The organism is Yoonia sp. 72, from assembly GCF_034652275.1.
Lineage (GTDB): Bacteria > Pseudomonadota > Alphaproteobacteria > Rhodobacterales > Rhodobacteraceae > Yoonia.
The window spans coordinates 1,405,840-1,423,712 of sequence record NZ_JAXIWG010000001.1 but is presented as its reverse complement, the minus strand read 5'-3'; the positions used below and the strand labels follow the sequence as shown (position 1 = coordinate 1,423,712).

At 60.1% G+C, this 17,873-nt stretch carries 13 protein-coding genes and 2 pseudogenes; 10 read left to right on the top strand and 5 right to left on the bottom strand.

Features of this window, described 5'->3' with window-relative positions; genetic code table 11:
- Positions 1 to 14 precede the first annotated feature (14 nt).
- A pseudogene (locus VCK47_RS07160) lies at positions 15 to 582 on the top strand (IS5 family transposase).
- An 88-nt stretch (positions 583 to 670) separates the two neighbouring features.
- On the opposite strand, the pseudogene VCK47_RS07155 reads toward VCK47_RS07160, so the two are convergent.
- Together VCK47_RS07155 and VCK47_RS07150 are read right to left on the bottom strand one after the other, a co-directional pair.
- Positions 671 to 2,014 (bottom strand): annotated as a pseudogene (locus tag VCK47_RS07155) (TrkH family potassium uptake protein).
- Positions 2,015 to 2,032: 18 nt separating this feature from the next.
- Positions 2,033 to 2,695, bottom strand: coding sequence for a TrkA family potassium uptake protein (locus VCK47_RS07150; RefSeq protein WP_322891720.1), 663 nt, complete (start codon positions 2,693 to 2,695; stop codon positions 2,033 to 2,035).
- Positions 2,696 to 2,868: 173 nt separating this feature from the next.
- Here VCK47_RS07150 and VCK47_RS07145 point away from each other — a divergent pair, with 173 nt between their 5' ends.
- Positions 2,869 to 3,183, top strand: coding sequence for a hypothetical protein (locus VCK47_RS07145; protein WP_322891719.1), 315 nt, complete (start codon positions 2,869 to 2,871; stop codon positions 3,181 to 3,183).
- 179 nt (positions 3,184 to 3,362) lie between these two features.
- Here VCK47_RS07145 and VCK47_RS07140 read toward each other — a convergent pair whose 3' ends face one another.
- Together VCK47_RS07140 and VCK47_RS07135 are read right to left on the bottom strand one after the other, a co-directional pair.
- Entirely contained in the window at positions 3,363 to 4,868 is a 1,506-nt protein-coding gene (locus tag VCK47_RS07140; RefSeq protein ID WP_322891718.1) for a cation:proton antiporter, read from the bottom strand.
- Positions 4,869 to 5,288: 420 nt separating this feature from the next.
- A complete protein-coding gene (locus tag VCK47_RS07135; RefSeq protein WP_322891717.1) occupies positions 5,289 to 6,158 on the bottom strand; it encodes a MurR/RpiR family transcriptional regulator in 870 nt (289 codons plus the stop codon).
- A 65-nt stretch (positions 6,159 to 6,223) separates the two neighbouring features.
- Between VCK47_RS07135 and VCK47_RS07130 the strand changes: the two genes are divergently transcribed.
- The 8 genes from VCK47_RS07130 (at position 6,224) to VCK47_RS07095 (ending at position 14,601) form a co-directional block, all read left to right on the top strand.
- Positions 6,224 to 7,090 (top strand): N-formylglutamate amidohydrolase, encoded by an 867-nt coding sequence (locus VCK47_RS07130; RefSeq protein ID WP_322891716.1) that lies wholly within the window; start codon positions 6,224 to 6,226, stop codon positions 7,088 to 7,090.
- Complete coding sequence (locus tag VCK47_RS07125) at positions 7,075 to 7,605, top strand: TRAP transporter small permease subunit (protein ID WP_322891715.1); 531 nt, start codon at positions 7,075 to 7,077, stop codon at positions 7,603 to 7,605. Before VCK47_RS07130 ends, VCK47_RS07125 begins: the two co-directional genes overlap by 16 nt.
- The gene (locus VCK47_RS07120; protein ID WP_322891714.1) at positions 7,595 to 8,920 is read left to right on the top strand and encodes a TRAP transporter large permease; all 1,326 of its coding nucleotides are present in this window, start codon (positions 7,595 to 7,597) and stop codon (positions 8,918 to 8,920) included. The genes VCK47_RS07125 and VCK47_RS07120 overlap by 11 nt, the downstream gene beginning before the upstream one ends.
- Before the next feature lie 57 nt (positions 8,921 to 8,977).
- Positions 8,978 to 10,015: a TRAP transporter substrate-binding protein gene (locus VCK47_RS07115; RefSeq protein ID WP_322891713.1), complete on the top strand. Its 1,038-nt coding sequence runs from the start codon at positions 8,978 to 8,980 to the stop codon at positions 10,013 to 10,015.
- Positions 10,016 to 10,082: 67 nt separating this feature from the next.
- Positions 10,083 to 11,450 carry a glutamine synthetase family protein gene (locus tag VCK47_RS07110; RefSeq protein WP_322891712.1) on the top strand — a complete coding sequence of 456 codons (1,368 nt, stop codon included), beginning with the start codon at positions 10,083 to 10,085 and terminating at the stop codon, positions 11,448 to 11,450.
- 29 nt (positions 11,451 to 11,479) lie between these two features.
- Positions 11,480 to 12,859 carry an aldehyde dehydrogenase family protein gene (locus tag VCK47_RS07105; RefSeq protein WP_416236653.1) on the top strand — a complete coding sequence of 460 codons (1,380 nt, stop codon included), beginning with the start codon at positions 11,480 to 11,482 and terminating at the stop codon, positions 12,857 to 12,859.
- A 3-nt stretch (positions 12,860 to 12,862) separates the two neighbouring features.
- Positions 12,863 to 14,008, top strand: coding sequence for an iron-containing alcohol dehydrogenase (locus VCK47_RS07100; RefSeq protein WP_322891710.1), 1,146 nt, complete (start codon positions 12,863 to 12,865; stop codon positions 14,006 to 14,008).
- A 302-nt stretch (positions 14,009 to 14,310) separates the two neighbouring features.
- Positions 14,311 to 14,601, top strand: a complete 291-nt coding sequence (locus VCK47_RS07095; protein WP_322891709.1) for a helix-turn-helix domain-containing protein — start codon at positions 14,311 to 14,313, stop codon at positions 14,599 to 14,601.
- Between the two features lie 21 nt (positions 14,602 to 14,622).
- On the opposite strand, the gene VCK47_RS07090 is transcribed toward VCK47_RS07095, so the two are convergent.
- Positions 14,623 to 16,929, bottom strand: coding sequence for an Ig-like domain-containing protein (locus VCK47_RS07090; protein ID WP_322891708.1), 2,307 nt, complete (start codon positions 16,927 to 16,929; stop codon positions 14,623 to 14,625).
- Positions 16,930 to 17,873 lie beyond the last annotated feature (944 nt).

Below are 17,873 nucleotides of genomic sequence, written 5' to 3'. Positions count from 1 at the left end.
TGCGTGGTGGTGACATGTCTGATCTCTTCTGGCTGACCGAAGCGCAGATTGCGCGATTGGTGCCTTGCTTTCCGAACTCTCATGGTGCGCCTCGCGTTGATGATCGACGCAACCTACCTGAAGGCACGGCGCACAGCGTCCAGTCTGGGCGCGGAAAAAGGGGGGCGTGGCCGCCTGATCGGCCGCACCAAAGGCGGGATGAACGCCAAGCCACATGCCATCTGCGACAGCAAGGGCCGTCCGATCAACGTCTGTGTCTCTGCCGGACGGGTCAGCGATTGCATCGGGGCACGGGCACTGCTCTTCAGCCTGACGGATACGGACTGGCTGCACTGGGGTTACGACGCTGATTGGTTCAGAGACGCGTTGCAAGACAAGGGGATACGCGCCCGCATCCCCGGACGAAAGCAGCGTAAGTCACCGGTGACGTATGACAAGCGCCGCTACAGGCGACGCAGCCGCATCGAGATCATGTTGGGCAGGCACAAGAATTGGCGACGTGTCGCAACCGGATACGACCGATGCCCAATGACCTTTTTCTCCACCATCGCTCTCGCGGCAACAGTCATCTATTGGCTATGAGTTCTGACCCTAGCGGAGGCATGTACATTGCCCCGCCAATCCGATTCTGAACTCTGATAGCATCACCAAGTCAATCCTCGGCAAAAGCTCACCCAAGATAGACCCGTCCTTCGGGATAGCGCACACGCGGCACAACGCGGGTGGCAAGGAAAAACCCCAGCGTCAGCGGGCCGACGCGCCCCAGAAACATGATCGCTACGATCACAGCACGACCGAAATCATTCAGTTCACCCGTATAGCCGCGCGACAGGCCGACAGTGCCGAAGGCGCTTGCCACCTCGAAACTGATGTCAAGGAAATGGCCGTCATGCGAGGCGGTCAGCAGGAATATTCCGACGAAAACAAGCACAAGACTGATTGCCGTCAGTGCCATGACCTTGAGCACCTGATCCAGCGCGATGCTGCGCCCGAATGCGTGCAGCTGCTGTTGCCGCCTGAAAAAAGCGACCGTCGCGATGATCATCACCACAAAGGTCGTCACCTTGATGCCCCCTGCCGTCGATGCAGGCCCGCCGCCGATCAGCATGAGCGAGATGAACATCATCGACGTGCTGTCATGCAGCGCGCCGATATCGGTTGTGTTGAAACCGGCGGTGCGGGTTGTCACTCCTTGAAACCAGCTGACCGTCAGCTTGGCAGCGGTGCTGTCGAACTGGCCAAGGGTGCCCGGATTGGTCCATTCCAGCAGCGCGAACATGCCCACCGACCACGGGATCAGGATCGCCGTGCCCACCAGCATGATCTTGGTGTGCAGCGACTATGCCCGCCAGCGCTTTTGCGAAAAGATATCGTGCAGCACGACATAGCCGATCCCCCCGATGATAAAGAGCGCGGGGATCACGATATTGACGACGACATTCGTGGCATAGGGGACCAGCCCGTCGGGAAAGGTCGAAAAGCCCGCGTTGTTGAAGGCGGATATGGAATGGAAAACCGATTCCCACAGCCCTTTCCACAGACCGAATTCCGGCACGAATACAAAAGCCAGCAGCACCGCGCCCACCAGTTCGCAGACCACGACCACTTTGAAGATCGTCAGCACCAGCTGCGACAACTGGCTGACAGAGCTTTGGTTCAGGTCGTCGCGCAGGAAGATCTTGCCAGTGATCCCCACCTGCATCCCCAGTGCGCCAAGGATCAGAACCGCGAATGTCATTAGCCCCAGACCGCCCATCTGGATCAGGAAGGCTACAACAGCCTGACCGAACACCGTCAGGTCGGCCCCGGTGTCGATCACGACAAGGCCGGTCACCGTGACAGCGGATGCCGAGGTGAATATCGCGTCCGACCACGTGATCGGCACCGTCCGCGCAACGGGCAACATCAGCAGCAGCGCGCCAAAGGCGATCAGAACCGCATAGAGCAATGACAGGATCAGCGGTGGCGGCAGGTTGCCGATCTTGCGGAAAAAGCGTGTCGCGGGGGATATCACGGGGTCACCCTTGCCGCGTCAAAGCGCATCGCCAAAGCGCCGCAGCTCTGGCCGTTTGCCCAGAACGATCAGCTTGTCGGATTCCTCCAGCACCAGATCCAGCCCCTCGCAGGCGTGATATTCTGTCCCGCGCATCAGACCAAGCGGGCGCAGATCGAACTTTTCACCGATGCCCAGCGCCTTGAGCGGTTTGCCCTGCAGCCGTTCGGGAATGACGATGTTCACGACGCTATAGCCGTTGCCCAGACCGACGTAATCCTGAACCACAGGGTTGTTGAGCATCTGTGCCACATGGCGTCCCATTTCCTGTTCCGGCAGGATCACGCGGTCCGCGCTCAGTTTCGACAGGATACGGTGATGGGTCTTGTTGGATGCTTTGACCCAGATCGTCTCGACGCCCAGCATCTTCATGTTCATGGTCGTCAGGATGCTGGCCTGAATATCGCGCCCGATCGCGACAAGCGCGACATCATATTGATCAACCCCCGCTTCGCGCAGGGCGACATCATCGGTTGTGTCAAGGATGACGCAGCTGTCCAGCGTGTTTGCCATCTGCCCGACGCGCCGTTCGTCCAGATCGACGCCCATGACCTGATTGCCGAACCGTGCGAGTTCGGACGCCACGGCCGAGCCGAACGCCCCCAATCCGATTACGGCGAAGCTGCGTGTTTCTTTTGCCATAAGACGACCCTGTCAGACTGCTATCCGGACCCCCGACGCTGCGGTGCGGCACTTTTGTTGTCGATGGCAAAACCCCGGCAAGGGCAAAGTGCCGCCGGTCAACATGCGCGCGACATGACGGCCGCCAGTCGCTATATGGCGAGGTATAGGCACGACAGGAATGCACCAAGCATATGACCACAGCCATCATCTTTGCCACTGCGGGGCTGCTGATCGCTGCCACCGTCCTTGTCCATTACGAGGCACTGCGCTTCACAGGCCGCCTTCTGCCGCGGTTGCGGATCAAGCCACGCCAGCGCGTGCTGGTGGTGATCGCGATGTGTTTCGCGGCCCATCTGGTTGAAATCTCGCTTTATGCTGTGGCTTTTGCCGCGCTGCATGACAGGGCCGGTTTCGGCAGCATTCAGGGCGATTTCGGGGCGACAACGCTCGACTTTTTCTACTTCTCGCTGACCAGCTACACAACGCTGGGGATCGGCGATGTCTAACCCAAAGGTCCGATCAGGGTTCTTGTCGGGATAGAGGCGTTGAACGGGTTTCTTCTGATTACGTGGTCGGCATCCTTCACCTATCTGATGATGCAACGCTACTGGCATCCCGAACGCGACAGATAACGTTCCTGTCTAAATCGGGCGGCATCAGACAGGCAAAAACGCTATTGCCAAAATCATGCGCTTTCATCGGCGAGCGTGCCCAGATTGATCGCGCGCGCGGCACGATCGGCAAGACCCATAACGGCCTGGTTCATCGTCAGATAGGTATGCGTCGCGCCCGCCGATTTCAGGCGGTCGATATGGTCTTCATACAGGGCATGCGACACGATCGGCCCCGCAAAGCCGTTTCTGCGCAGGGCGCGCGCGGAACATTCCTTTGCCTCGACACTGTCCATGGCAAGGATCACCGCTTCCAGCTTTGAGACATCAAGTCCGCGCCAGAAACTTGCATCCTCGACATCCGCAAAAAGCACGTTCCGGCCAGCGTCGCAATGTGCCTGCGTCTTGTAGGTATCGGCATCAATCGCCACGATCTTGTCGCAGGTGGGGCTGAGATGATCATAGGCCGCCGAGCCGGTGCGCCCCATGCCAAGTATCAGAATGCGCGCATCACCAAGATCGGTCGGCAATTCGTCCACATGCACACGTGACGCCTCGAACCGCTGCAGGCGCGTTTCGTGGCGTTCAAACAACCGCTGCGCCAGCCGGTTCAGCGGCGCAGACACCACAAACGACAGGCTGACCGCAACCGCCAGCGGCACCAGCCATTCGGTCAGGACACCCGCCGCCACGATCAGGCCGAACTCGCTATAGGCGGTCAGGCTTGCAGCGGCCATAAACGACGTGCGTGCGCGCATGCGAAACAGCATCAACAGGAAAAAGAACAGCACCCCTTTGAGCGGCAGGATGAGCGCGAAAACCACCGCAAAGATCATGTCCCCGAGATCGGGCAAACCCGACATTCCGATTTGCAGGAAGAACCCTACAAGGAATACCTCTTTCAAAGCCCAAAGCGCGTCAGAAAGCTCTTTTGCACGGCGATGCGTCGACAGCAAAAGCCCCATGACCAGCGCGCCGATTTCGGAACTGAGCCCCACGCTTTCGAACCCCATGCCGCCCACGACCAGCGCCAGCAGCATCCCCATCAGGACCAAAAGCTCGTCATGGCCGGTGAAATCCAGCAGCCAGTGCAGAACAGGGCGCAGCAGCGGAATGGCAAAGACAGCCAGCGCCCAAATGGTCGGCGTCTGCCCGCCCCAGATGCCCAGCACCACCAGCGCGACAATGTCCTGCACGATCAGGATGCCAATCGCGGTGCGGCCGTAAAACGACCCAAGATCACGCTTTGCCTCGAGGATCTTTGCCGAAAACACTGTCGATGAAAACGACAAGGCAATGGCCAGTAGCAAGGCCGTGTTCCAGTCAAGCTGCAGGAAAAGGGCAAGGCCCAAGGTGAATACGGTTGCTGTGATCGCGAAATGGATCAGCGACCCGCCCAGCACCTGCGGCTGCACCACCTGTTCCAGCTGCAGCTTGAGGCCCACCGCAAACAACAAGAGAAGCACGCCCAGATGCGCGACATATTTCAGGATCTCGCCGGTTTCCGCAGGCAAGCCAAGGCTTGGCCCAACCGCATTCACTGCAAAACCGGCGGCAAGAAAGCCAACCAGCGGTGGCAAGCCAACCTGCCTTACCGCAAGCCCGAAAAAAATAACGCAAAAGAGATACAGATGACTTCGAACATGCTGCGTCCCCAACATAGTTGCTGCAAAAAAGCTGTAACGGCTTTGGCAAACCGCCTCAATCGACCTTGATCGTTGAAGACATGAAACAGCAGAAGCTACGTAGGCTGAAACCTGCAACATCGGTTGCTGGCGCAAAAACCCGAACGGCGGGTTTGTCTCTCTTTTCAGCCATCTTTGGTCCTCCTGAAACGGGACAATACAATCCCAGTCAGTGGACCACGTCCGTGGGGGCAAACCACCGCTAGCGGATCCTCACAGGGGATACTGCGGCTGACAAAACCGACTGCACCCAGGCATGCCATCGCGACGGGACTGTCGGAACCTGCGTTGCAACTGATTTCGATGTCTGGCAGGTCAACGCATCCTTTTGAACAGCAGCATTTCTTCGTAGAACCGTTCCATCCGTTCCATGCGTTCGCGGGTGTCGCGCCAGTTCGTGTCCTGAATGGCCGATAACAACGCCTCGACCAATGCGACCAGCGGGACGATGGTGTCCCACGCCGATGGCACCTCGATCTGGCTTGTCAGGATATGCTGCGCTACCCCCGCGCTGGGCGATACCCAGCGGTCGGTCAGCAGAACCACCTCGACCCCTTGCGCGCGGGCCAATTCCGCGAATTGCTGCATGGATGGCTCGTATCTGCGGATATCGAACACGACCAGCACATCGCCTTCTGACATATCCAGCAAGGCAGGTGGCCATGTGTTGGGCAGGCTGGACAGCAGCGTGACATCGGATCGCATCACATGCAGGGCAGTGGTGAAATATTCGGCAATCGACCGTGTCAGCCGCCCGCCGATCAGGTAAACCGACCGCGACTTGTCTGCCAGCAGGTCACGCACCGCATCGAATGCGCGCAGGTCTTGCTGACTTAACGTCTGATTCAGATTCTCGATCACCCGCAGGGCAAAGCGGTTCAGCGGATGGTCAATTTCTGACATATCCGCCCATTTTTCATGCTTTGCGATGGGCGAGGCGAGCCGCTCGCCCATTTCCTCGTGCAGTTGCGCGCGAAATTCGGGGTAGCCGCTGAACCCGATCTTGCGCACGAACCGCACGACAGTGGGGGCGGACACACCCGCATCCTGCGCAATATCCGCCACACTGCCCAGCACCGACAGCGGAAAGTTCCCCAGCATATGGCTGGCCAGTTGCCTTTCTGCGCGGGTCATTTGGGGCATGGCAGCGCGCAACCGGTCTTCGAGAGCTTGAAACTGGGTCATCGGTCCATCCTGTTTGTGTGCCATTCTGTAACAAGTGTTTCAGAAAAGAAAGAAAGGAAATATACTTGACACAAAATTGGAAGCCGGTGCAGCCTTCACCCAAGTTCACCTTCAACCTGCCGGGGATGCAGATCATGACAGGGTCAGATTGGGCAGGCGGCGTGATCGGCTGGACTCACTTGGGTGATCCGGGTGAAACGGCGCCCGGCGTGATCCTGATCTGCGAACATGCTTCGAACGATGTCACCCCGCCTTGGACAGATGCCGCCCCCGACCTGCTGGCATCCCATGCGGCCAGCGATCCGGGCGCTTTGGGTCTGGCCCGCGCGCTTGGCCCGCTTTTGGCGCAGCAACATGGCGGGGCAGAGCTGATCCATGCGCCCTTGTCGCGGCTGATCTATGATCTGAACCGCAGCCCCGACCGCCCCGATGCCTGCCCAACCCAGTCAGAGCTTTATCCGGTGCCGATGAATGCTGGCATCAGCATGGCCGATCGGCTGGCGCGGATGGAAAGGCTGTATCTGCCGTTCCATAACCTTGTCCGCGCCCGCATTGCCCGTGCGCTGGCGTTGGGCCAGCGGCCTGTTGTGCTGACCGTTCATTCGTTCTCACCGACATGGCATGGCATCCCCCGCAGCGTCGAATGCGGCGTGATCCATGACAACCTGCCCGCATTGGCGCAGCGCATCGTGGCAGAAGCAGGTGATCTGGGCCTGCGGACCGAACTGAACGCGCCTTATTCGGCGGCGGATCATGTCACCCACACCCTGCGCCTGCATGCCCTGCCTTACGGGTTGGACAATGCGATGCTTGAAATCCGCAATGATCTGATCGCCACGCCAGAGGCGCAATCGGCCATTGCATCCCGCCTTGCCCCCGTGCTCACCCGCGCAATTGCCCAGACGGTGGAGGTGCCATGCCCCGCCCTGTGATGGCCTATCTGCATTTCGTGGAGGCGGTGAATTACCGCGTCGGGCGGCTCGCCATGTGGAGCTTGTTTGCGCTGATGGGCATCCTTGCTTGGGGCGCTGTGGCGCGTGCGGGATTCTCGCCGCAGATCTGGACCGATGAAATGGCACAGTTTCTGCTGGTGGGCTATTTCATGCTGGGCGGGGCGTATTCCTTGCAGATGGGTTCGGCTGTGCGCATGGACCTGCTGTATGACCGCTGGTCGGACAAGACCAAGGCGGCGGTAGATTGCATTACGATTTTCACCTTGATCGTCTACCTTGGCGTCCTTTTGTGGGGCGGGATCGAAAGCACGCAATTCGCGCTCGAATACGGCGAACGGCGGCGCGGCCTTTGGCAGCCTTACATGGCGCCGATCAAGATCGTCATGTGTATCGGCATCCTCCTGATGATCCTGCAATGCAGCGCCTTTCTGATCCGGGATATCGCCACCCTGCGGGGCATCAAAATCGCGGAGCGTGACACCAATGCCCTATGAAATGATCGCCGCATTGATGTTCGGGTCGATGCTGGCCGTGATGCTGACCGGTCAGCGGATGTTCGGTGTCATCGGCTTTGTCGCTGTCGTCGCGGCGGTCTGGCTTTGGGGGGATCGCGGCGGGCATGATCTGGCTTTTGCCCAGACCATCAAGCTGATGAACTGGTTCCCGCTGATGACGCTGCCGATGTTCATTTTCATGGGCTATGTGCTGTCGGAAAGCAAACTCGCGGATGATCTTTACCGGATGTTTCACGTCTGGTTTGGCCCTGTCCCCGGCGGGCTGGCCATCGGGACGATCCTGCTGATGGTGCTGATCTCTGCGATGAACGGGCTTAGCGTCGCGGGCATGGCGATTGGGGCCACGATTGCGCTGCCGGAACTGCTCAAGCGGAATTATGACAAGCTGATGGTGACAGGCGTCATTCAGGCGGGATCGTCGCTTGGCATCCTTGTGCCGCCATCCGTCGTGCTGGTGCTTTACGCGATGATCGCCCGCCAGCCCGTGACGCATCTGTGGGCGGCGGGACTGATCCCGGGGCTAATGCTGGCGGTGTTGTTCATCATCTATATCTGGCTGCGGTGCCGGATGAACCCGTCCCTTGGCCCGGTGATCGACCCCGACGAACTGGCGCAGGTCACCAAGCGCGAAAAATATATGCTGTTGTTGGCGGGGCTGATGCCTTTGGGCATTTTCGCGGTGATGATGGTGCCGTTTCTGCTGGGCTATACCCGACTGGTTGAAAGTGCTGTTGTTGGCGCGATTTCCGCCTTGATCGTCAGCGTTGCCAAGGGGCGGATGACTTGGGCGATACTGGAAACCTGCACAAAGAAAACCTTGGCGATTTCGTGCATGTTTTTGTGGATCATCCTTGCCGCACTGGCCTTTGGCGCTGTCTTTGACGGGCTGCGCGCGGTGGATTTCGTGCGGGCGCTGTTCATGGACAATCTGGGCCTTGGCCGCTGGGAAATCCTGATCCTGATGCAGGTGTCTTTCCTGCTGATGGGCATGTTTCTGGACGATACCGCGATGCTGGTGATTGTCGCGCCGCTTTACGTGCCGATCGTGCAGATGCTGGAATTCAACCTGATCTGGTATGGCGTGCTTTACACGATCACCTGCCAGATTGCCTATATGACACCACCTTTTGGCTATAACCTGTTTTTGATGCGCGCCATGGCCCCTAAAGAGGTCACCTTGGCCGAGATTTATCGGTCCATCATCCCGTTCGTGGGGGTGATGATCATCGGGCTGGGCCTTGTGATGGCGTTTCCGCAGATCGCGCTCTGGCTGCCCGGCGTTCTGTTTCCCTGAATTACGACGAAGAGCGGGTGAACCCGCCTTATTTTCAACCAACCGGAAGGAAAGATCATGACCACGACAAGACGCAAGTTCCTGACCACCGGCGCCCTTGGCGGTGCCGCTGCGTTAGCCGCCCCTGCGGTTCACGCGCAATCCACCATCCGCTGGCGGATGCAAACCTATGCCGGTGCCTCGCTGGGCGCGCAGGTGGCAAAACCCGCGATTGACATGTTCAACGCCATCGCGGGCGATGAAATGCAGATCGACTTGTTCTACGCCGACCAGCTTGTCCCAACCGGAGAGCTGTTTCAGGCGATGCAGCGCGGCACCATCGACGCCGTGCAATCGGACGACGACAGCATGGCTTCGCCTACCGAAGTCACTGTGTTCGGCGGCTACTTCCCGTTTGCCAGCCGCTACAGTCTGGACGTGCCGGCCTTGTTCAACAATTGGGGCCTGAATGAAATCTGGGCCGAAGAATATGCCAAGGTCGGCGTGAAACACATCTCTGCCGGATCATGGGACCCTTGCCATTTCATCACATCGTCCCCGATCACGTCGCTGGCCGATCTGCAGGGCAAGCGGGTATTCACCTTCCCCACCGCCGGTCGGTTCCTGTCGCAATTCGGCGTCGTGCCGGTCACCGTGCCGTGGGAAGACGTTGAAATTGCCCTGCAGACCCGCGAAATCGACGGTGTGGCATGGTGCGGAATCACCGAGGCGCACGAGGTTGGCTGGGCCGATATCACGTCGCATTTCCTGACCAACAACATTTCCGGCGCGTGGATCGGGCATTTCTTTTCCAACATGGACCGCTGGAATGAATTGCCGCCGCATTTGCAGGCGCTGATGACCACCTGTTTTGAACAATCGCATTACTACCGTCAGCATTGGTATTGGGCGGGCGAAGCGCGCTTGCGCACCGAAAGCGAAAAGCTGGAACTGACATCGATCCCTGACGCTGAATGGGCCACAGTCGAAACTGCAGCGCGCGCATTCTGGGAAGAAATCGCAGCAGAATCTGAAACCAAAGCCAAGGTGGTCGAGATTTTCCGCAACTATAACGCCGCGATGGATAAGGCCGGACGGCCGTATCGGTATTCGTAATCCAATGGGATGGGGGTTCGCCCCCATCCTCCACTGACGCAAAGACAGAAATAAAGGGGCAATGACCATGCCGGGACTGATGACTTTGGATGAATTGCGCGCCGCTTTTGACGCGGGCGAAATCGACACCGTGCTGGTCGCCGCGCCCGACATGCAGGGCCGCTTGGTCGGCAAACGGTTCCATGCCGCGCATTTTCTGGAGTCCGGCTACAAGGAAACGCATTGCTGCAACTACCTTTTCGCCACGGATATGGAGATGGTGACGGTCGCGGGCTATGCCTCGACCTCTTGGGCGAAGGGGTATGGCGATTACACGATGAAACCCGACCTAGCCACCCTGCGCCGTGTGCCATGGCTGCCCGGCACGGCGCTGGTGCTCTGCGATATGCTGGACCATCACACGCATCAGGAAATCGCCATTTCCCCCCGCGCGATCCTGAAACGGCAGGTCGCCCGCGCACAGGCGCTGGGCTATCAACCGATGGCCGCGACGGAACTGGAATTCTACATTTTCGAGCAAAGCTATGACGCCCTGCGCGATGGCGGCACCGATCATCTGACGCCCGTGTCGGCCTATAACGAAGATTACCATCTGTTCCAGACCACCAAGGAAGAACCGCTGATGCGCGCCCTGCGCAACGGGCTTTACGGTGCGGGCATCCCCGTGGAGAATTCCAAAGGCGAGGCAGAGGCCGGACAGGAAGAAATCAACATCCGCTATGACCAGATGGTCACGACAGCGGATTTCCATGTCATCACCAAACAGGCGACCAAGGAAATCGCGCATAGCCTTGGCAAATCCGTAACCTTCATGGCGAAATATGACCACCGCCGCGCGGGATCGTCCAGCCATGTGCATCAATCGCTCTGGACGATGGATGGCCAGCCTGCGTTTTTGGACAAGGACGCAGAACATGGCATGTCCGCGCTGATGCGGCAGTATATGGCAGGCCAACTGGCCCATGCGCGTGAAATCACGGCGCTGCTGGCGCCTTATGTGAACAGCTACAAACGGTTCTGTGTCGGCATGTTCGCCCCGACCAAAGCGGTCTGGTCGCTGGATAACCGCACCGCCGGTTTCCGTGTTTGTGGCGATGGCACAAAGGCTGTGCGCGTGGAATGCCGGATCGGTGGCGCGGACCTGAACCCCTATCTCGCCTGTGCGGCCTTGCTGGCGGCAGGTCTGGCGGGGATCGAAGGCAAGATGGAGCTCGAACCCGAAATGCAGGGCGACAACTATAGCAATGCGACTGCGCGCGAGATACCGAAAACCTTGCGCGAATCTGCGGACTTGCTGGAAGGGTCCGCCATGCTGCGCGCAGCCTTGGGCGATGATGTGGTGGATCATTACACCCGCGCCGCAAGGTGGGAGATTGAAGAACATGACCGCGTCGTCACCGATTTTGAACGGCAGCGGTTGCTGGAACGGGGCTAGGCCCGGACCACAGCACTACAGGAGCTTTGATGACAACGATCAGTTTGATTTCACCCGTGGACGGGTCGGTTTATGCCGAACGCACGGCACTGCCATTGGCCGATGCGCAGGCCGCTGTCGCCCGCGCGCGCAAGGCCCAAACCGCATGGGCCGCACAGCCGCTTGATGCGCGGATTGCCACAGTGCTGGCGGGGATCACCGCACTCGAAGGTATGGCCGCAGAGATTGTGCCGGAACTGGCATGGCAGATGGGCCGCCCTGTGCGCTATGGCGGCGAATTCGGCGGTGTGCGCGAACGGTCCAACTACATGGCCAGCATCGCCGCCGATGTGCTGGCCGATGAAGTGGTCGAGGATAGCGCCAAATTCACCCGCCTGATCGCGCGCGAAGCGCAAGGATTGGTGTTTGTCATCGCGCCGTGGAACTATCCGTTCCTGACGGCGGTCAACACCATCGTTCCCGCCCTGATCGCGGGCAATGCCGTGGTGCTGAAACATGCCAGCCAGACCTTGCTTGCGGGCGAACGTCTCGCGCAGGCATTCCATGCCGCAGGCGTGCCGCAGGATGTGTTCCAGAACGTCGTGCTCGACCATGCCACGACCGAAGCGCTGATCGCGGATCGGTCTTTCGATTTCATTAACTTCACCGGATCGGTCGGTGGCGGCCGTGCAATTGAAAAGGCCGCCGCTGGCACGTTCAGCGGCACAGGGCTGGAACTGGGCGGCAAGGACCCCGGCTATGTCCGGTCCGACGCCGATCTGGACGCCGCTGTCGATGGATTGATGGATGGCGCGATGTTCAATTCCGGCCAATGCTGCTGCGGGATCGAACGGATCTATGTGCATGAAAGCCTGTACGATGCTTTCGTCGAAAAGGCCGTCGCATGGGTGCGCGCCCAGCGCCTTGGCAATCCGCTGGATCAGGATACGACGATGGGCCCGATGGCGCATAAACGCTTTGCCGCCATCGTGCGCGAACAGGTGGCCGAGGCTGTCGCCCAAGGCGCACATGCGCTGATTGATGTGTCCGAGTTCCCCGCGGACGACGGCGGTGCCTATCTCGCCCCACAAATCCTGACCCATGTTACCCACGACATGCGCGTGATGCGCGAGGAAAGTTTTGGCCCCGTCGTCGGCATCATGCCCGTCAAGGACGATGCCGAGGCGATCCGCCTGATGAACGATTGCGCCTATGGCCTGACCGCATCCATCTGGACCCGCGACACGGCCGCCGCGCGGCAGATCGGCGGTCAAATCCAGACCGGCACCGTGCTGATGAACCGCTGCGATTATCTGGACCCCGCGCTCTGCTGGACCGGCTGCAAGGATACCGGGCGCGGTGCCGCCCTATCCGAACTTGGCTATCTGGCGCTGACGCGTGCCAAATCCTATCACCTCAAAAAGGCCTGAGACATGACATTCACTGCTAACTGGAGCTATCCGACCGCCATCAAATTCGGGGTGGGCCGGATTTCCGAACTGCCTGATCTGTGCAAGGGGGCAGGCATCATGCGGCCCCTGCTGGTCACCGACAAGGCGCTGGCCAGCCTGCCGATCACGGCGCAGGCGCTGGACCTGCTGGAGGCCGCAGGCCTTGGCCGCGCGGTGTTTTCGCAAGTCGACGCGAACCCGACCGAGGCGAACCTAGATGCGGGTCTCGCGGTCTACCGCGACGGCGGGCATGACGGGGTGATCGCCTTTGGCGGTGGCTCCGCCCTCGACCTTGGCAAGCTGATCGCGCTGATGGTGGATCAGCCCGTCGGCATCTGGGATCTGGAGGATATCGGCGACTGGTGGACCCGCGCCAACCCCGCCACCATCGCGCCGATCATCGCCGTGCCCACGACTGCCGGCACAGGGTCCGAAGTCGGGCGCGCCGGTGTGCTGACCGACAGCGCCACACACCGCAAAAAGATCATCTTTCATCCCAAGCTGATGCCCACCGTGACCCTGTGCGATCCCGCCCTGACCGTCGGCATGCCTGCCTTTATCACCGCAGGCACCGGCATGGACGCGCTCGCCCATTGTCTGGAGGCCTATTGCAGTCCCCATTACCACCCGATGAGCCAGGGTATCGCATTGGAAGGCATGCGGCTGGTGATCGAAAACCTGCCGCGCGCCTATGCCACCCCCGATGATCTGGAGGCACGCGCCAACATGATGTCAGCGGCGGCGATGGGTGCTGTTGCCTTCCAGAAAGGGCTGGGCGCGATCCACAGTCTGAGCCATCCGATTGGGGCGGTCTACAACACCCACCACGGCACGACGAATGCTGTGGTCATGCCGATGGTGCTGGATTTCAACCGTCCCGTGATCGAGGACAAGATCAACCGCGCCGCCGCCTATCTGGGCATCGCGGGCGGCTTTGACGGGTTTTACGCCCATGTGATGGACCTGCGCGCCAGCCTGTCGATCCCTGCCAACCTGACAGCACTTGGCGTGCAGGCCGACCGGCTGGACGAGCTGACCGAGATGGCGCTGCTTGATCCGTCCTGCGGCGGCAATCCGGTCGAAATGACTCGCGACAATACCCGCGCCCTGTTCGCGGCCTGCATGTAGGCAAAAGTCACCGAAATCCTCGGGTAGCGCGGCGGTCGCTGAATGCGACCGCCCGCAAACCGCCAAGAACAGGCCAGCGGTGACGGGCAGGGTACAAAGGCAAAGATGGGGGCTGTGGGTGATACGCCCCCCCATGCGCCGTCTCTGTTGATTGTCACTGAGAACTGACGCCGCGCCCGTAAAAATGTCATTGAGAATGGACCCATGTGCAACCTTTCCCCTGCTTGAAGCAAATGGTGGCGCATGGCGTGATAGAAACGGGACTTTTGAAAGTTATTCGGCGATAGGCGCTGCGAGAGACGATGCCCATTCGTGAGATCGCGCGGCGGACAGGCGTGTCTCGCAGCACGATCAAAAAGTATCTGCAGGGGGGAGTGTTAAGCCTGCGTTTCAGGCGCCGGATCGTCCCAGCAAGCTGGGCCCTTACGCCAAGCATCTTACAGCATGGCCGACAACTGATCAGCGCAAATCACCCAAGAAGCACCGGACGGCGAAGCGGATGCATGCCGATCTGCAACGCTAGTGCTCTCCAGCGAACGCTTACGGACAAGCCATCAGATGAACCTGCCATGTTCCATGGCCTGCCGGCGTGACCTCTGGCATTTTCTATGCCGTCAGAACCGCCAGTCCAGCGACAACTCCACTCCATGGCGCGTGAGTGCGGCGTTTCCGATCCCGTCGAGATAGCCTCCTACCGTCATCTGCAGGCCGGTTGCGGTGTGGTGGCTGAGCCCCAGGTCCAACCGTCCCCGGCTGCCGTCGAAGTCTGACCCGCCGCCGTCCTGTACGCCCCAGATTCCGGACACCTCGCCGGTGAACAGTGTGAGGCCCAGGTCGCCGACTGGCACCTCCCATCCCAGGCTGGCGCTGAGCTCGCCCTGGCTGATGGTCTGCGCCGCCACCGGGTTCGACAGACCGTCCAGATAGGCCTCCTGCCGGTCTTCGGTATAAGCGTATTGCAGCTGCGGCAGAAGCGTGGCGCGTGCCGTCTCGATCCGACCCGCAAGGGCCAGCGTCGCAAGCCAGCGTTCGGTATCAAAGCTGTCGGTGTAGGTGCCGAGCGGGCTGATCTCGTTATCGGTCACGCCCCAGAGCACACGCCCGTCGAGGTAAAGCGGCCCCTGACCAAGCGCTGTGGCGAAGTAGGGGCCGACCAGCCAACCTGTCCCTTCGATCTCGGCCACACCCTCGCGCGAGGTGGCGTGGTCGAGCTGAAGCATGACACCCAGGATGGTGGCCTCGCCAAGGGGCGCATGGCTACCGACGGTGAGATGTGTGTAACTGGTCTCGGCCTCGCCTGCCTCGCCCCATTGTGCATCAAGCGCAACCCAGATCGGTCCGCGCATGCCCGTGGACAGCTGGATGTCGCCCGCCCCGCGGGTCACGCTTACGCTGCCTGTCGGATCGCCGGAATTGGTCAGAAACCGCGACAGCCTCGGCTGCGCCGCCAACAGGGCCGAGGCACGGCTGGCCATGAACTCGCCGATCAACCGTGATGCGACCTCGTCGCTGGCGATACGGCCTGTGGCGCTGGCCGCCAGGCTTGGCGTGCCGGTCGCGTCCTGCACCGCACCTGCGGCCACGCTGATGGTCACCGTCTCTGTGCCCACGAGGGTCAGTTCCGCCGTCCAGCTCTGCCGCCCGCCGCTGATCGGGCCGAGCGTGCCTCCGGTGACAGAAATGTCGCTGTCCTCGAAGCCGAAGACATCCTCGCCGAAGTCAAACGTGATCGCGACGGTCTGCGACCCGACGAACCCGTCGGGCACGCCGGTGATGGTCAGCACAGGTGCGCTGCCGTCGGGCGCCGGAGGCGTGAACGCCGCTGAGGCCTCGTTCGGGTTGCCCGCGGCATCGGTCGCGACACTGGCCGGGACGCGGGCGCTGTAGCTGAACTCCTGCCCCGCCTCGGCGGTCAGGGTGGCAGTGAAGCGCGCGCAGGGGTTACTGCCGCAAGTGTTAACGAAGGCCGACACCACACCACCCGCGACCTCGATGTCGCCAGCGACGAAGCCGCTCACTGGCTCGTCGAACACGATCTCGATGGCGACCGGATCACCGGGAAAGCCGTGCGTGCCGGAAATGGAGACGGTGGGTGGAGTATTATCGAAGGTGGCAATCAAAGTATTCGATGCAGCGTTCCCGGTATTATTTCCGTCGCGAACGCGGTCTTCAAGCAGTCTGATCTCGATCGTTGTGGCGCCGGTGGGGATCACATCGAAAGTGTAGGTTTGCGGGCCAGTCCCCGACCCAGCAGAAAGGTTCGCCAGCGTTGCTCCACTGACCGTGAAATCCGCCAACTCAAGCGCGCCCGTCGCGGCTGCGGGGGAGATGGCATTGGCAAAGGTTACCGTTCCTTGCGTGATCCCGTTCAAGTTGGCAGGCAGGCCTGACAGCGCAGTGGCGAATGACGCACCGCCGCGCACGGTAATGTTTTGCGTGGTCGTATCGCACAGCGTTCTGTCGCAGACCGTCAGCGATACCATGTAGTCGCCAGGCGCAGTGTAAGAGTAGATAGGATTTCGCGCCGTGCTGGACCCGCCGTTTCCGAAATCCCAAGCATAGGTCACAACGGTCGCGGCGGGATCGACGGTGGAGGTATTGGTGAAAAAGACGGTTACTGGAACGCCTGTATAATCCCCGCCGCCGAAAACGGTGAACGCTGCGATGGGCGGGTCAAGCACGGCAGCAGGTTCGAGCATCTTCATCGCCGTTCTGGTCGTGACGCTGGCTCCCTCCACGCGACCCGAGGCAAAGTAGACCAATCCATCGTCGGGATCGGTGTAGTTGAATGAAATGGCCATCAGGGATTGTTGCGAAAATGGCAAACCCGCCACCGGTGCAACCACCTCAAGGTTTTGGACGCCAGAGACACCGCAGGTCGTGGAGATCCATTCGTCGGTGAAAGTTTCGACAATGATCAACTCATTTTCATTTACGAAAAGTTGGCGGGCGCCAGCGGGACCCGAAATAGACAAAGCATATCCATCGCCGGTAGGTTCAAATTGTTTGTCGGCGACCAGCGAGCAGGATCCAACGGCCACAGATGCGTTTGGACCTGGAGTGCTCATGTTGAATGCCGCGGCAGGAGCGGGCAGTATCAGAAAACTGAAGCCTACAACGCCCATGCTGCGCACCGCTGCACCAGACAACTGACCAAGTTGTGCTCCGAAATATTTGGCCAGACACACCCGCATCGCTCGTTCCTTCAAAAATGGGCCAAAGGCGCCTTCAGTAGCTGCGACACGCCCGAGGACCCTAGCCAACCAAACCCCCGCCGCGAAGGTACCGAGATAAAGCCGCCCTGTCGTCTGCGTCGCAGGGCGCACACCCCAAAGCGGCGGCGGACACATGATGACATAGACGCCCCAGCGGTGTTGCCTGTTCAGAAGTCCGCGAAACGGTAAAAAGCCGAAATCGTAATCGCAATTCAACGAGGTAAAGCTGTCCCAGCCGCCGCCTGAAAGGTAACTGTTTCAACGAGATATTGGGGTATATTCTTCATGCTGTTGCTGTGCCGCAACACAAGTCGGCGAAAGACCAAACGGGTGACCCCCATGAATCTGGCGGCGTGACGATCGATTGGCTCACCGCCTTTGGTCCTCTGGGTTGTGGGCTGGCCCTGTAACTGGTCTGATAGATCGGGTAGGAAACCGTTCTCCCGTGCCCGGTATTCGTAGACCCCCACATCCGGATGTCCTGCCAGGTGAACTTGTTGATTGGCGTCGGGCGCTGGCCAAGCATTGCAAACGTCTTGGTCACAACTCGCGTCAACGCAGGTTTAGGGTGGCCTTGCCAAACACTGCGCTACAGACTCTGGCGGACCAGGCCAGCACTAATATCGTGTTGGGCGTGCAGGCACATTTGC

What these genes read in the sequence shown, in the direction of transcription:
- VCK47_RS07115 (WP_322891713.1), top strand. Translation starts at nt 8,978, where the DNA reads ATGACCACGACAAGACGCAAGTTCCTGACCACCGGCGCCCTTGGCGGT.
- VCK47_RS07100 (WP_322891710.1), top strand. Translation starts at nt 12,863, where the DNA reads ATGACATTCACTGCTAACTGGAGCTATCCGACCGCCATCAAATTCGGG.
- VCK47_RS07120 (WP_322891714.1), top strand. Translation starts at nt 7,595, where the DNA reads ATGCCCTATGAAATGATCGCCGCATTGATGTTCGGGTCGATGCTGGCC.
- VCK47_RS07150 (WP_322891720.1), bottom strand. Translation starts at nt 2,695, where the DNA reads ATGGCAAAAGAAACACGCAGCTTCGCCGTAATCGGATTGGGGGCGTTC.
- VCK47_RS07125 (WP_322891715.1), top strand. Translation starts at nt 7,075, where the DNA reads ATGCCCCGCCCTGTGATGGCCTATCTGCATTTCGTGGAGGCGGTGAAT.
- VCK47_RS07145 (WP_322891719.1), top strand. Translation starts at nt 2,869, where the DNA reads ATGACCACAGCCATCATCTTTGCCACTGCGGGGCTGCTGATCGCTGCC.
- VCK47_RS07105 (WP_416236653.1), top strand. Translation starts at nt 11,480, where the DNA reads ATGACAACGATCAGTTTGATTTCACCCGTGGACGGGTCGGTTTATGCC.
- VCK47_RS07135 (WP_322891717.1), bottom strand. Translation starts at nt 6,158, where the DNA reads ATGACCCAGTTTCAAGCTCTCGAAGACCGGTTGCGCGCTGCCATGCCC.
- VCK47_RS07095 (WP_322891709.1), top strand. Translation starts at nt 14,311, where the DNA reads ATGCCCATTCGTGAGATCGCGCGGCGGACAGGCGTGTCTCGCAGCACG.
- VCK47_RS07110 (WP_322891712.1), top strand. Translation starts at nt 10,083, where the DNA reads ATGCCGGGACTGATGACTTTGGATGAATTGCGCGCCGCTTTTGACGCG.